At 57.4% G+C, this 13,594-nt stretch carries 11 protein-coding genes; 10 read left to right on the forward strand and 1 reads right to left on the reverse strand.

Annotation, left to right across the window (positions count from 1 at the left end):
• Nucleotides 1–165: 165 nt before the first annotated feature.
• Nucleotides 166–657, reverse strand: a complete 492-nt coding sequence (locus D0851_RS05630; RefSeq protein ID WP_413773546.1) for a pilin — start codon at nt 655–657, stop codon at nt 166–168.
• Between the two features lie 490 nt (nt 658–1,147).
• Between D0851_RS05630 and pilB the strand changes: the two genes are divergently transcribed.
• The 10 genes from pilB to D0851_RS05680 all read left to right on the forward strand — a co-directional run bounded on the left by pilB (nt 1,148) and on the right by D0851_RS05680 (nt 13,563).
• A complete protein-coding gene (gene pilB, locus D0851_RS05635) occupies nt 1,148–2,863 on the forward strand; it encodes a type IV-A pilus assembly ATPase PilB (RefSeq protein WP_117617742.1) in 1,716 nt (571 codons plus the stop codon).
• Nucleotides 2,864–2,865: 2 nt separating this feature from the next.
• Nucleotides 2,866–4,086: a type II secretion system F family protein gene (locus D0851_RS05640; RefSeq protein ID WP_117617743.1), complete on the forward strand. Its 1,221-nt coding sequence runs from the start codon at nt 2,866–2,868 to the stop codon at nt 4,084–4,086.
• 170 nt (nt 4,087–4,256) lie between these two features.
• Nucleotides 4,257–5,132 (forward strand): prepilin peptidase, encoded by an 876-nt coding sequence (locus tag D0851_RS05645; RefSeq protein WP_117617744.1) that lies wholly within the window; start codon nt 4,257–4,259, stop codon nt 5,130–5,132.
• Nucleotides 5,133–5,281: 149 nt separating this feature from the next.
• Complete coding sequence (coaE, locus tag D0851_RS05650) at nt 5,282–5,881, forward strand: dephospho-CoA kinase (RefSeq protein WP_117617745.1); 600 nt, start codon at nt 5,282–5,284, stop codon at nt 5,879–5,881.
• Complete coding sequence (locus D0851_RS05655; RefSeq protein WP_227539458.1) at nt 5,853–6,968, forward strand: hypothetical protein; 1,116 nt, start codon at nt 5,853–5,855, stop codon at nt 6,966–6,968. Before coaE ends, D0851_RS05655 begins: the two co-directional genes overlap by 29 nt.
• A gap of 206 nt (nt 6,969–7,174) precedes the next feature.
• Complete coding sequence (gene tsaA, locus D0851_RS05660; RefSeq protein ID WP_117617747.1) at nt 7,175–7,921, forward strand: tRNA (N6-threonylcarbamoyladenosine(37)-N6)-methyltransferase TrmO; 747 nt, start codon at nt 7,175–7,177, stop codon at nt 7,919–7,921.
• A 43-nt stretch (nt 7,922–7,964) separates the two neighbouring features.
• On the forward strand, nt 7,965–10,316 hold the full coding sequence (locus D0851_RS05665) for a response regulator (RefSeq protein WP_117617748.1): 2,352 nt from the start codon (nt 7,965–7,967) through the stop codon (nt 10,314–10,316).
• Nucleotides 10,317–10,364: 48 nt separating this feature from the next.
• On the forward strand, nt 10,365–10,553 hold the full coding sequence (gene yacG, locus D0851_RS05670) for a DNA gyrase inhibitor YacG (RefSeq protein ID WP_117617749.1): 189 nt from the start codon (nt 10,365–10,367) through the stop codon (nt 10,551–10,553).
• Between the two features lie 123 nt (nt 10,554–10,676).
• A complete protein-coding gene (locus D0851_RS05675; RefSeq protein ID WP_117617750.1) occupies nt 10,677–11,237 on the forward strand; it encodes a YfaZ family outer membrane protein in 561 nt (186 codons plus the stop codon).
• A 154-nt stretch (nt 11,238–11,391) separates the two neighbouring features.
• On the forward strand, nt 11,392–13,563 hold the full coding sequence (locus D0851_RS05680) for a hypothetical protein (protein ID WP_117617751.1): 2,172 nt from the start codon (nt 11,392–11,394) through the stop codon (nt 13,561–13,563).
• The last annotated feature ends 31 nt before the right edge of the window (nt 13,564–13,594 follow it).

Raw genomic sequence — 13,594 nt, forward strand, 5'->3', positions numbered from 1 at the left:
AGAAACGACAAAGGCCCGGAGATCGAAACCTCCGGGCCTTTGGGGATCGGGTCAGGCTATGTTGTGCCTGCCCATAATTCATTCACAATTTATTATACATGTCCATGATGATCGTTATTTACAGAATCATTATGTCCAGCAATATTATTATTTCCTTCAATGCTATTACTGGCACCCTGTAGGACGCAGATTGGCTGGCGCTGTTGTGGCACAAGTCCAAGTGCCGTTGGCAGTACGTGTCCATGTGAGGGTTGACGGGCCAGCTTGTAGAACCGCTGCGGCATTATTACCAAACGTTGCGGTGATTGTCGAGGTTGCAGTCAAAGGATCTGGCAACTGAGGCACACCAGTTCCCACAGGGATGGCAAGAGCACCAGCACCCTGGATAGCACCAGTTATAAGGTTGGACCCCGTCGCGCCCGAATCACACTGACCGGCACCAGTACCCAGAACAAGACGGCCATCATTGATACAAGCCTCCACCGCAGTTTTCACCGCACCGGTCTCTTGCATTACACGTGTAACTTGAGATCTGGCAATGTAGTTCTGATACTGCGGAATAGCCACTGCCGCCAAAATACCAATAATCGCAACAACGATCATCAGTTCGATCAGGGTAAAACCCTTCTGAGCGTGATTCATTTGAATGTTCTTCATTATTGACCTCTGTGTTTGTCGTTGATCAACTCTGTCTGGCCCGGGGCCGGTGGAGCCGTGCCCCGTGACCGGTGTTTTGAGCCTGCCAGAGTTAATGCACCGGCTGTGCCAATATTGATGAAGTGCAAATTTCCTGGAAATACGTCAATTATTTCAGCACCCTGCAAGGCTTTGTGAGCCAGGTCACACCTCGGTAGGTGGCGGCTTTAGCTGCCCGGTGGCGTCAGTGGGTGACAAATTTGGTCACCGGTTTTAGTCGCCACAGGTGCACTACGGCTGAAAATGGGGTCAGAAGAAGGCTCCAAGGCTGAAAGTGGGGTCAGAAGAATGAAAGTGGGGTCAGAAGAAGGCTTTCTTCTGACCCCGGGGTTTGACGGCTGGGGTTGGCGCCAGGGCAATCAGCTTTCCAAACGCTTTCTAGCCATCTAAACTCACTGCAATTGACAAAACACCGGTTTCAGTAACTTAGGCTGCGTTCCTTATTCAATTTATGTCTACCAACAAAAGCAATATCACGCTTACCGGCCTTGCGAGGCGCTTCGTGGACGACGGGCTCCTTGACGAGGCAACGGCAAAAGACGCTTTTCTCCAGGCGTCTCAGAACCGGATTCCTTTAATCACCTACCTCACCCAGAACAGTCTGGCAGACAGCTCCAGGCTTGCATTTTCAGCAGCTATGGAATTCGGGGTTTCGGTTCTGGATCTTTCCGCCTTCCTGCCGGAAATGATGCCCGAGAAGGTGGTAGACGAGAAACTGATCCGAAAGCACAACGCTCTCCCACTCTACAAACGCGGGAATCGTTTGTTCATTGCGGTTTCAGACCCGACGAACATCCAGGCGCTGGATGAAATCAAGTTCAACACAGGCTTGAGCACTGACGCCATTCTGGTCGACGACGCCAAACTGAGAGAGGCCATCGACAAGTATCTGGAATCCCAGGACACCACGATGGGAGACCTGGACGACTCGGACCTTGAAGGCGTTGAAACCGAAGGCGGCGAGCAGGAAGACGATGGCGCGGTAACCGCAAGCGAAGTTGATGATGCGCCCATTGTTAAGTACGTGAACAAGATGCTGCTCGATGCCATTCGTGGTGGCGCCTCGGATGTTCACTTCGAGCCTTACGAGAAGATCTATCGTGTGCGCTACCGCACCGACGGCATTCTGAAAGAGGTCTCCCATCCTTCCATCAAGCTGGCACCCAAAATTTCGGCCCGCGTAAAGATCATGGCCCAGTTGGACATTTCCGAGCGCCGGGTGCCTCAGGACGGCCGGATCAAGATGAAGCTGTCGAAAACCAAGGCGATCGATTTCCGGGTGAACACACTGCCCACCCTCTGGGGCGAGAAAATCGTTTTGCGGATTCTGGATCCGAGCCAGGCCAAGCTCGGCATTGATGTGCTTGGGTATGAGGAAGACCAGAAAAAACTGTACATGGATGCCCTTGCTCAGCCCCAGGGTATGATTCTGGTCACCGGCCCGACCGGGTCCGGTAAGACGGTTTCCCTCTATACCGGGCTGAACATTCTGAACACGCCGGGTATCAATATTTCCACGGCGGAAGACCCGGCGGAAATCAACCTTGAGGGCATCAACCAGGTAAACGTGAACACCAGGGTGGGCCTTGGCTTCGCCGAGGCCCTGCGAGCCTTCCTGCGCCAGGACCCGGATGTGATCATGGTGGGTGAGATCCGGGATCTGGAAACCGCAAACATTGCCATCAAGGCGGCACAAACCGGCCACCTTGTTCTTTCAACACTCCACACCAACAGCGCGGCGGAAACCCTCACGCGGATGATGAACATGGGTGTACCCTCGTTCAACATTGCCACGTCGGTTAGCTTGATTATTGCCCAGCGCCTGGGCCGGAGGCTGTGTAATTCCTGCAAACAGGCTGCGGACATTCCGAAAGACGTGCTTTTGGCGGAAGGGTTCACACAGGAACAAATTGATACAGGCTTCACGTTGTACCGCCCCAAGGGCTGTGATAAATGCAATGGAGGATATAAAGGCCGCGTCGGTATTTACGAGGTGGTCAAGATTACCGACGAGCTGGCGAATATGATTATGGAAGAAGCCAGCTCCATCAAAATTGCAAAGCAGGCTCAGGCAGAGGGCTTCCGGACATTGCGGCAATCCGCTCTTCGCAAAGTTGTTGAGGGGGTTACCAGTCTTGAGGAAGCCAACCGCGTGACGAAGGATTAAGCATGGCAGAGAAAGCGCAGAAGCTGGAATCGTACGTTTGGGAAGGGAAGGATCGGAAGGGTAACAAGTCCAAGGGTGAGCTTACCGGGTCAAACCTTGCGCTTGTAAAAGCGCAACTCAGGAAGCAGGGCATTATTCCGGATAAGGTCAGAAAAAAACCCAAACCGCTGTTTGGCGGCAGCAAGAAGATCACGCCGTTTGATATCGCGATGCTGACCCGGCAGCTGGCAACCATGATGAAAGCCGGTGTGCCTCTGGTTCAGAGCTTTGACATTGTTGCGGATGGCCTGGAGAACAAGGGGCTTCAGGAACTGGTGATGAGTATCCGGAATGATATTGCTTCGGGTACCAGTTTTGCCGGGGCTCTTCGTAAGCATCCCAAGCATTTTGACGACTTATATTGCAACCTGGTGGATTCGGGTGAGAAGGCCGGTGCGCTCGAGACGATGCTCGACCGGATTGCCACCTATCTTGAAAAAACCGAGCTTTTGAAGAAGAAAGTTAAAAAGGCAATGACCTACCCGATTGCCGTTGTCGTGGTGGCAATTATTGTTACGGCCATCCTTCTGGTGAAAGTTGTGCCTCAGTTTGAGAGCCTGTTCCAGGGTTTCGGCGCGGAGTTGCCGGTGTTTACTCAGATGGTTGTGCACTTGTCTGAGTGGATGCAGAGTTGGTGGTTTGTCGTTCTCCTTGGAATCATCGGCACAATTTTTCTATTTAAAGAGGCTGTTCGCCGGTCCCAGAAATTCTCGGACCTTGTCGATAAATACGTCCTGAAACTGCCTGTCGTCGGCGAAATCCTCGACAAATCCGCCGTCGCAAAATTCGGCCGTGTTCTCTCTACCACCTTTGCTGCAGGTGTTCCCCTGGTGGATGCGCTTAATTCCGTGGCTGGCGCTACAGGTAATGCGGTTTACCGCGATGCCATCGACCGCATCAAGAACGATGTCTCCAGCGGTACCCAGTTGCAGGCTTCGATGCGCCAGCAGGATGTTTTTCCGGTTATGGCGGTTCAGCTGACGGCGATCGGTGAGGAATCCGGTAACCTGGATGAGATGCTGGCCAAGGTGGCGGAGCATTATGAGGCAGTGGTGGACGATATGGTTGATAACCTCACCGCGCTGATGGAGCCGATGATTATGGCGGTTCTGGGTGTGCTGGTGGGTGGTTTGATTATTGCGATGTATCTGCCGATCTTCCAGATGGGGCAGGTTGTTGGTTAGTGAAAATGGGGTCTGATGAAAATGGGGTCTGATGAAAACTTCATCTGACCCCGGGTTCGAAATAGGGGTCAGAAGAAAGCGTTCTTCTGACCCCGAGTTCACGTAAAAGTGGGGTCAGATGAAGGCTTTCATCTGACCCCGAGTTCGCCAAGCTGCTTTTCGGTCAATTGATGCTTACTTTGGATACCTTTCTTTCTACCCCCTGGCTGCTTTACCTTACCGTTACCCTGGTTTCCCTCTGCATCGGCAGCTTCCTGAATGTTGTGATTCTGAGGCTGCCGAAGATGATGCACCAGGACTGGCGCTGCCAGTGCGAGGAGTTTCTGGAGTTGCCTGAGAAGCAGCGCAAGCAGGACGAGCGTATAACTCTTTCCAGGCCGGCTTCCACCTGCCCCTCCTGCGGCCATGGCATTCGTGCCTGGGAAAACATTCCGGTGGTGAGCTATCTGGTGCTTCGGGGCAGGTGTGCCTCCTGCAAGGCTCGGATTTCGCCCCGCTATCCGCTGATTGAGACGGTAACCGCGGTGTTTTCCGTGGTTACGGTCGCCCTGCTTGGGGCCAATGAGTCTGCGCTTTGGGCGTTGTTGCTGGTGTGGGCTTTGGTGGCCCTTACCGTGATTGATTTCGATACCCAGCTGCTGCCGGATAACATCACCCTGCCCCTGATGTGGCTGGGGCTGGTGCTGAATTATTTTGGTGTGCTGACGGACTTTACCAGTGCCTTCTGGGGCGCGGTGGCTGGCTATCTTTCCCTGTGGTCGGTTTACTGGCTGTTCAAGCTGGTGACCGGGAAGGAAGGCATGGGGCATGGCGACTTCAAGTTGCTGGCCGCTCTGGGTGCCTGGCTGGGGTGGCAGCTGTTGCCGGCGGTGATTCTGCTTTCCTCGGTGGTTGGTGCGGTTGTGGGTATCAGCCTGATGGTGTTCAAGAAGCATGGGCGGGAAGTGCCGATTCCGTTCGGGCCTTATCTGGCTACGGCGGGGTTGCTTTGCCTTTGGTTTGGTAGTGAGATTCAGGGGTTCTGGTTTGGGTTTTTGGGGGTTTGATTTTGGGGTCTGACGGGGTAGGTGCTGGTGAAAATGGGGTCAGAGCAAAATCGCTTGGCGATTTTGGTCTGACCCCGGCCGGCCAAGGGGTCTGACCAAAAACTCCCTGAGTTTTTGCTCTGACCCCATTTTCAGCGGGAGTAAAGGATTTGCAAATTGTTGGACTGACAGGTGGCATCGGCTCCGGTAAGTCAACGGTGGCGCGCCTGTTTGGGGATCTGGGGGTGCACTGGGTGGATGCCGATGATGTGGCCCGGGAGGTTGTTGAACCGGGCACGCCTGCGCTGGCGCGGATTGCGGAGCATTTTGGCGAGGGGATTTTGACTGCCGAGGGTGCTTTGGATCGGGGCCAGCTTCGTACCATCGTCTTTCAGGAGCCCGAAGAGCGGGCTTGGCTTGAGTCGCTGTTGCATCCGATCATTCGGGAAGAACTGATTCGGCAGTTACATCCGGACAATTACCAGCTTCCCTATGTGCTTCTGGTCTCCCCTCTCCTCCTCGAGACCGACCAACACGAACTCGTTGATCGCATTGTCGTGATCGATGTCCCCACAGATGTCCAGATCGAACGCACCATGGCCCGGGACACGAACTCCCGTGAGCAGGTTGAGCGGATTATTGCGGCGCAGATGCCGCGGGAGCAGCGGCTTGGGCGTGCGGACGCTATAATTGACAATAACCGCCCTTTGGATGAGGTGGCGCGCCAGGTGCGTGAGCTGCATGAACGATTGTTGGTGGATTTTGGCTGACGGGTCTTTCCGCTTCCGGCTTGCAGGTCTGGCGGCTGCGTTCACTCTGACTTTCCCTTCTCCCAGCTACAGCATCGAGCGGGTGTTTGAGGTGAAGGAGCGATCTGTGGCCGAGATTCTGTCGCCGGAGGCCCTGCCTATTGGGTTTTACACCTTTGAGCCGGATGAGTATTGGGCAGAGCCCAGGGATTCGTATTGGCTGAAATTCAGTAACTGGGTTCTGCGCCAGGAGCGCGTCCAGGGCCCCAGAATCCAGTCCCTGGGCCAGTGGGCAGACCGAACGCTTTCAGGCAGCAACTACGATCTTCCCAATAATGAAAGCTACCTGCGCATTGGTTTTGCCACCGAGTCGGAATATGGAGATCCGGCGCAGTTTAAGCCGGAGGCGCGGTTCCGGCTGGATATTCCGACAACCAAGCAAAAACTTCGGCTGGTTATTGAGAGCGAAAGCGAGGAGCTGATTCCCCTCGAGGAACGCCAGCGCTACCGGCAACTTACCGAGCCTGAACGCTCAGACACTGAAGCCACGGGCGCCCTGCGTTACCTGACGGAGGTGGGTGACGCCATCAATTTCTCCAATGACGTGGGTGTGCGCCTGCGGATTCCCGCGGATGCCTTCTGGCGGGCGACGGCGAAGAAGCGGTGGCGGCTGGACGACAAGTGGGTTCTGAACGCGCAGCAACGCTTTTATTATTTCCACCAGGATGGCTGGGGGGAGCGAACCTGGATTGATGCCGGGCGGCCGGTGGGGAAAGGCTGGTACTTTCGGTCCTCATCCGAGCTGGAATGGGTGCACCGGGACCGGAAATTTGTGGCTGCGCAGATTTTCAGCCTGCGAAAGCGTACAAATAACCGGCTGGTTGTCACGCCCCGGCTGGGGGTGCTGGGCGAAAGCCAGCCTTCCTGGCGCACCACCTCGGTGTTCGGGGACCTGACCTTTCGGTACCGGCTGCACAGCAACTGGCTGTATGCCGAGCTGATTCCGGCGCTGGAATTCCCCAGGGAGGAGAGCTCCAAGGACCGGGCTTCGGTGATTTTCCGGGTGGAGATGTTTTTCTCCGGTATTATTGAAGGTGATCGCCTTTGAAGCAGGGGGCAGAAGAACGCTTTCTTCTGACTCCGGGTTAAGCTGAAAGAGGGGTCAGATGAAGGTTTTCTTCTGACTCCGGGTTAAGCTGAAAGAGGGGTCAGATGAAGGTTTTCATCTGACCCCGGGTTAGACGCTGAACATGGGGTCAGAAGACGGCGTTCTTCTGACCCCGGAGTTTGCGGTGTTCCGTTCCGGAGTTTTAGATGTCCCGACACCCCTCAAAACCTGCCGCCGAGGCCCTCACGCTCACCCCGGTTGCCATTACCCGTTCCTGCTTCCGGGACAAGTTCGGGGTGCCGCGCCAGCCGGGGCTGACCCGCCATGCCCGGGCCGATCTGGTCATCCAGTCGCCGTTTGACCGGGAGGATGCGTTCCGGGGTCTGGAGACCGCCAGCCATCTGTGGCTCACCTTTCAGTTTCATGAGGCGGTGCGTGCCGAGTGGCGGCCGGTGGTGCGCCCTCCCCGGCTTGGCGGTAACCGGAAGATGGGCGTGTTTGCCAGCCGTTCGCCATTTCGTCCCAACAGTCTTGGCCTGTCGGTGGTTCGCAATGAGGGGCTTTTGCGGGTAGATGGCCAGCTCATTCTTCGCATCAGCGATCATGACCTGATCGACGGCACACCGATTCTCGATATCAAGCCCTACCTGCCCTTTGCCGATTCCGTGCCGGAGGCCACCCTGGGCTGGGCCGATTCACCGCCCACTGAAGAAAGGCTGGAGGTGGTGTTCCTGCCAGAAGCGGAGCAGCAGATCCTCGAGCTGCCACCGGAACACTACCCGGCATTGCGCCCCCTGATTGAGGATGTCGTGGGTTATGACCCGCGCCCTTCCTTTCGCCGGGGGCGGGAGGAAGATCGCATTTACGGTGCCCACCTGTACGACCTGAATGTGCGCTTCCGATTTGTGAATGATCGTTCATGGAAACGTGTCGAAGTGCTAACGGTCTGTTAAACTCCCTCTGGTGATTTTGTAGTCGACACAGGGAATTTGTGCCTTGCCTTCAAAGCAGCTATTCGAACGATTGGGAATACGGCCATTGGCGGCAAGACTGCTCGCCTATGTATTGCTGTTCAGCCTTCTCTTATCCCTGGTGGCCACCGGCGTTCAGCTGATCGGCGAGTTTGAGCGCCGGAAGGCTGATCTGCTGAGTAATCAGACACGGGCCGCCGAACTGGTCTCCGGTAGCATGAGTAACAACATCTGGCTGATGAATTTCAGCGAGGTGGCCAACAGCCTGGATGACATGAAAGCGGTGCCCGCGATCCAGTATGCCCGGGTGGTCACCACCACTGGCGAGGAATTCAGCACCGGAACCTATCCGGACGGCCGCGTTATCTCCCAGACCTTTCCCCTGGTGTTTGACCGCTCCACCATCCGCAGCCCCGAGAATGTGGGCACGCTGACCGTCACCTCCTCCATTGACCAGATCTACGCAGAGCTCTGGAACCGGGCGCTATTGAACCTGTTGTTCCAGTCCATTGTGGTGATGCTGGGTACCCTGGGATTATTGGTGATTGTTCGCCTGACCCTGTCCCGGCACCTGGAATCCATGGCCGACTACGCGGCACGGCTGAACCTGGATGCTCTGGTGGACCCGCTGAAGCTGAAACGCAAGGCCCTGAAAACGCCGGACGAACTCTCCGAGCTGGAACAGGCCCTGAACAAGATGCGCCTGCAGATTCTGGAAGACACCCGCTCCCTGCGCCAGACCACCATCCAGTCCCAGGACGAGCGGGATGAGGCGGTTCGGGCCAATCACGCCAAGAACCAGTTCCTGGCCAATGTCAGCCACGAACTGAGAACCCCCCTGCAATCGGTTCTGGGGTACGCCAACCTGCTGACGGACACGCCTCTGGATCAGGAACAGCGGGAGTATGTGCAAACGCTGCTGAGCGCCTCGGAGAGCCTTTCCGCCATCATCAACGACCTGCTGGACATTTCCAGCATGGAAGCCGGAAAACTGGTGCTGGATGACATTCCCTTTGATCTGCGGGAAACCCTGAACGATCTGGTGCATATGCTCGGCGCGCGGGCCCGGGAGAAAAGGCTGGCCCTGGAGCTGCGCATCGACGAGAACCTGCCCTGGGCTTTGAAGGGCGACCCGGTGCGGATTCGCCAGATCCTGCTTAACCTCACCTCCAACGCTATCAAGTTTACCGATTCCGGCCATGTGCTGATCAGCATTGAGATGCTGGGCCGCCGGGACGACCAGGCCCGGATTCGCTTGGCGGTGGAAGATACTGGCGTCGGCATCAATCCGGAAGACGTGCCTCTGGTTTATGAGCCTTATGTGCAGTTGGGCCAGCAGTTCCAGCGCCAGCTCCCCGGCGCCGGTCTGGGTCTGACCATTTGCCGGCAGCTGGTGAACCTGATGGACGGCTCGCTGGATCTGGAGAGCCGGCCCGGCGAAGGCTCCACGTTCTGGATAGAACTAACCCTGCCAGTTGCCCCGGAGAACGCCACCCGCGTTCGGCCGGATACCCGGATGGTGAGGAATCGCCGGATTCTGGTGGTGGACTCCTACGAGCTCTCCCGCAAGATCACCCTGGAAATGCTGTCGCGCCACGAGGTGCACATTGAGGCGGTGAAGTCTGCCGGTGAGGCACTGACGTCCCTGCGCACGGCGTTTGATGGCCTGCAGCCGTTCGACGCCATTATTCTGGACGGCTTTGTGCCGGATATGGACAGCGACCTGCTGTGCCGGCAGATCCGCAGCAACCCGCTGTGGGCGGATATGCGCCTGCTGATTCTCTCGTCCAACCCCCAGCGGGGCGATGCCGAGCATTTCCGCCAGGCAGGCGCGGATGCCTTCCTCAGCAAATCACTGCGGGAATCCTGCCTGACACCGATTCTGAACCAGTTGTTTGCGGATGCCGCCAGGCAGGACCGGCGCTTCCTGACCCGTTTCTCCCTGCAGGCGGTAACCGATACCGCCCGGCGGCGCGAGTTGCCCTGCGGCCGCATGAAGGTGCTTTTGGTGGAAGACAACCCGGTAAACCGCACGCTTACCCGCCGGCTTCTGGAGAAGCTGGGTTGTGATGTGATGACGGCCAACGACGGCGAGGCCGCCGCCAGCCTGTGGCAATGGCACCCGTTCGACCTGATCTTCATGGATTGTGTGATGCCCCGCGTGGACGGTTTTGAGGCTACGCGCAGGCTCCGGGAATGGGAACAGGGACATAATCGGGAACGGATTCCGGTGGTAGCCCTGACCGCCAGCGCCATGGAAGAAGATGAGGAACGCTGCCGCCGTTCCGGCATGGATTTGTTTGTTGCCAAGCCTGTCAATATTGAAATGCTACGGGCAGTACTGGAACAATACTGTAAAGCGTCCGCCGCCTCCTGAACCGGTGGCAAGGACATCCAGTAACGTTTCCAATACCTGAAGGCAGCCATGAACGTTGAATGCCCAACCTGTAAAAAATCCGTGGAATGGACGGAATCCAACCCCTGGCGCCCGTTCTGTTCGGAGCGCTGCAAGATGATCGATCTGGGGGCCTGGGCCAACGAGGAATACCGGGTACCGGCCGAGAACGTATCGCCAGAGGACCTGGACCAGGGCGGAGAAAACACCCGGCACTGAATTCCTGAATCCAAAAACAGAAACAAGAGGTTAACGGGGACTTACCGGCTTTTAAGTTGAGTGGCCTCAGGCGCCCCGTTACCATACCGCCAAATCAATGAATAACTTACCGAAGGTGCACACATGAAAGCGTCCCGGATTTCCCTGATGATTCTCTCCCTGGCTGCCGCGCCCGCGTTTGCAGGTGATGTTGACCTGAGCCTTACCAATGATTCGGTGAAAGGCCAGGTGAATTTCTTCGGCACCAACAACGATCTCCAGTTGGGCACCGGCTACACTTACCGAGAAGGCGGCCGCGACATTTTCAACGTGGATTTCCATGCTCAGGGTCGTACCGCCCTGGGTAACCTGCCCACCACCGCCGGTATCGGTATGCGTGGCATCTACTGGGACCAGAGCCGGGCTGACGGCGGTGCCATTGGGCTTGGCGGTTTTGCCACCGTCAACATTCCGAACGTGCCGGGCCTGTCTTTCACCGGTGGTTTGCATTACGCCCCCAGCATTCTCTCCTTCGGCGACTCCGACGACATGACCAGCCTGGAGCTGAGGGGCAGCTATCGGGTGATCCGCAATGCCGAAGTGTTTGCCGGTTACCGTTACCTGAACACCGAGCTTGATCGCCCGCTGCGCGGTGACGTGAACCTGGACGAAGGTGTCATGGCCGGCATGAAAATCTTCTTCTGATTCCAGCCTTTCTGTATCGGGCGCCTCCTCTCTCAACGGGAAACAGGCGCCCGTTTCATTGCTTTTTCGTGGCCCTTTCGTGCTTTTCCTCACGCTTTCCCGAGAATCCGACTGTTAGACTGTTTGCCTGTTAATTCTGCACGGATAGCCAGGCATGCGATTCACTTTCGGTTTACTGCTCTGCTGCACACTGCTGCTCACCGCCGGATGCGGGAGCGGTGAGAGTGCCATTGAAGGAGCGCGCAACCAGCCCAACGACTTCGCCGGCAACAAAAATCCGGTAACCGACTTCAGCTCTGGCAGTACCGGCGACTCCACCAACGCCGGCGGCCTGGAAACCGACGAAGTCCGGGTTACCATGGAAGTGCCGGATGGCGTAACCGGCACTGGCGAATCAACCCGCCGTAACCTGAGAATCGTGCAACCAGACAGGGTGAGTGTTTACTACACCAACCCGGCCCTGCAGGTCCTGGACGAGCCCGCGATTTCCACCCGTACCGACAGCGAAGGCTTCACGATCATCAAGTTCACGGAGGGATTGCCCCTGGGCCCGGACGTCATCATTGATGCGGTTTATGGTAACACCCGCATGCGGGCCCTCGCCGCCGATGCCGACCGGGATGTGAAGGTGAACCCCTTCTCCGAGTACCTGGTGCGAAACGCCCTGAGCAGCTACACCGCCGGGGAATTCCAGGCCATTCTGGACTGTGTGGCCGATGCCAACGGTGAGCTGTGCCTGAACAAGTATGTGTGGTCCACCCTGGCCGACCAGGTTCACGACTTTGAGATCGACATTCCCTCCGGGGCCGACCTTCAGGATGCCCTGGACTTACTCTCCGCGCGGGGCGATTTCGCCCGTTACGTGAGCGCCATGGCCGGCTACGCGTTGCTGGGTGCGTCGTCCTCGGGCAAGATAAGCGCCAGCTCGGCGGACTACAACTCTATCTTCCTGGGCATCGAGCTGGGCCAGACCTTTTTGGAGCCCTCCCTGGCCGGCTCTGGCCAGTGGGGTGTTCGCACGACTCAGGAGGAAGTGCTGGAAGACACAAGCGGCATTGGCTATGTCTACCCGGCCCTGACCCTAGCCAGCTTTGATGCCTTCAATATCCGGGTCACGTCCCTGGCCAGTGACATTCCCTATGATCGTGAAGCGCTGATTCATCAGAAGGGCAATAATTTCTTTGAGCGCGGTTCGGATAACTGGGAGCGCAACACGCACTCCTCATCCCCGGGCGCCGCCACCCTGCTGGAAGACACTCGCCTGCTGGCCGGCCGTGCCCTGTTCCAGAGCATTACCGGCCGCGGCAGCTCAAAGATCATGGGCTGGACCCGCAACCCTTACTACCTCAATGCCTTCACCAGCCTGCCTGTGGACGATACCACGGGGCCAGACCGGGTAATCAGCGGGTATTTCAGCGCAGGCAAGGCCATCGAGCTGGAGGCCGAAGGCGACCAGTTACGGCGGCTCGGCACCCTGGAAGACCAGTATCTGTCAGTGCTCGAGATCAACCTGCTGCGCAAGGAAGGTTTCGACGCCAGCTCACTCAATGGCCGGAATTACAACATGCTTTACCTGGCAACCCGCTTCAGCGAGGCGGCGGTACCGATGGCGATTGAAACCGGGCTCGGCCAGTGGCAGATCGACTCGGGCACCGTCAGCCAGTCCCAGACTTTCACGACCGTGCGCCGGGGCAATGCCGGCGGCGTGTCCACCAACGATACCGGCACGCGCACGGAATCCTGGACCCTTAGCAGCCGCACCTCAACGCTGAGCAAGGGCGAAGTGGACATTGGCCGGCTGAACCTGGACATAACCACCGCTTCAGGGGACTTCGAACAACCGGACATCGGCATCGGCGCCAGCACCCCTGATGGTACTCTGATGGCCTTCAACCTGGACGACAGCCCGCTAGGGGATGGATTGCTGATCGCCGCGGAGCAGACCGCCAACAGCGCACCTTCCGCCGGCCAGTTCCGGCTGCAGGGTGTTGCGCTGGGACTGGCGCCGGATACCAACCGGCTCCGGCATTTCGACAATGCCCTGCTGACCATCAACTCCTCCACGACAGCAACATTCTCGCCCATTGCCCTGGCCAGCAGCCATTCCGTAAACAATGAGACGGTGACAACGCCGGAACTTCAGGAGGATCCGGACATTGCCCTGACCTACACCCGGACCGGTGATGGCCGGGTCCGGTTCAGTGCCGGCAATCTGGTGCTCGAGGGCTTCCACACAGGCAGTCAGAACCAGTTCTACCTGAGGTTCCGGACCACGGAAGGCAACGAGGAACAGGCCGGCCTGGTCATCGCCACCCGCCTGCCCTGACGAGCTCTGGGCCAGGCGGTAAAATCCAACA

Origin of the sequence: Marinobacter sp. Arc7-DN-1 (assembly GCF_003441595.1) — a bacterium.
In the GTDB taxonomy this organism is placed as follows: Bacteria; Pseudomonadota; Gammaproteobacteria; order Pseudomonadales; family Oleiphilaceae; genus Marinobacter; species Marinobacter metalliresistant.

Excerpts from the sequence above, each read along its gene's own strand:
- D0851_RS05680 (WP_117617751.1), top strand. The coding sequence starts at position 11,392 with ATGCGATTCACTTTCGGTTTACTGCTCTGCTGCACACTGCTGCTCACC.
- D0851_RS05630 (WP_413773546.1), bottom strand. The coding sequence starts at position 657 with ATGAAGAACATTCAAATGAATCACGCTCAGAAGGGTTTTACCCTGATC.
- D0851_RS05655 (WP_227539458.1), top strand. The coding sequence starts at position 5,853 with ATGAACGATTGTTGGTGGATTTTGGCTGACGGGTCTTTCCGCTTCCGG.
- pilB (WP_117617742.1), top strand. The coding sequence starts at position 1,148 with ATGTCTACCAACAAAAGCAATATCACGCTTACCGGCCTTGCGAGGCGC.
- D0851_RS05640 (WP_117617743.1), top strand. The coding sequence starts at position 2,866 with ATGGCAGAGAAAGCGCAGAAGCTGGAATCGTACGTTTGGGAAGGGAAG.
- yacG (WP_117617749.1), top strand. The coding sequence starts at position 10,365 with ATGAACGTTGAATGCCCAACCTGTAAAAAATCCGTGGAATGGACGGAA.
- D0851_RS05645 (WP_117617744.1), top strand. The coding sequence starts at position 4,257 with ATGCTTACTTTGGATACCTTTCTTTCTACCCCCTGGCTGCTTTACCTT.
- D0851_RS05675 (WP_117617750.1), top strand. The coding sequence starts at position 10,677 with ATGAAAGCGTCCCGGATTTCCCTGATGATTCTCTCCCTGGCTGCCGCG.
- tsaA (WP_117617747.1), top strand. The coding sequence starts at position 7,175 with ATGTCCCGACACCCCTCAAAACCTGCCGCCGAGGCCCTCACGCTCACC.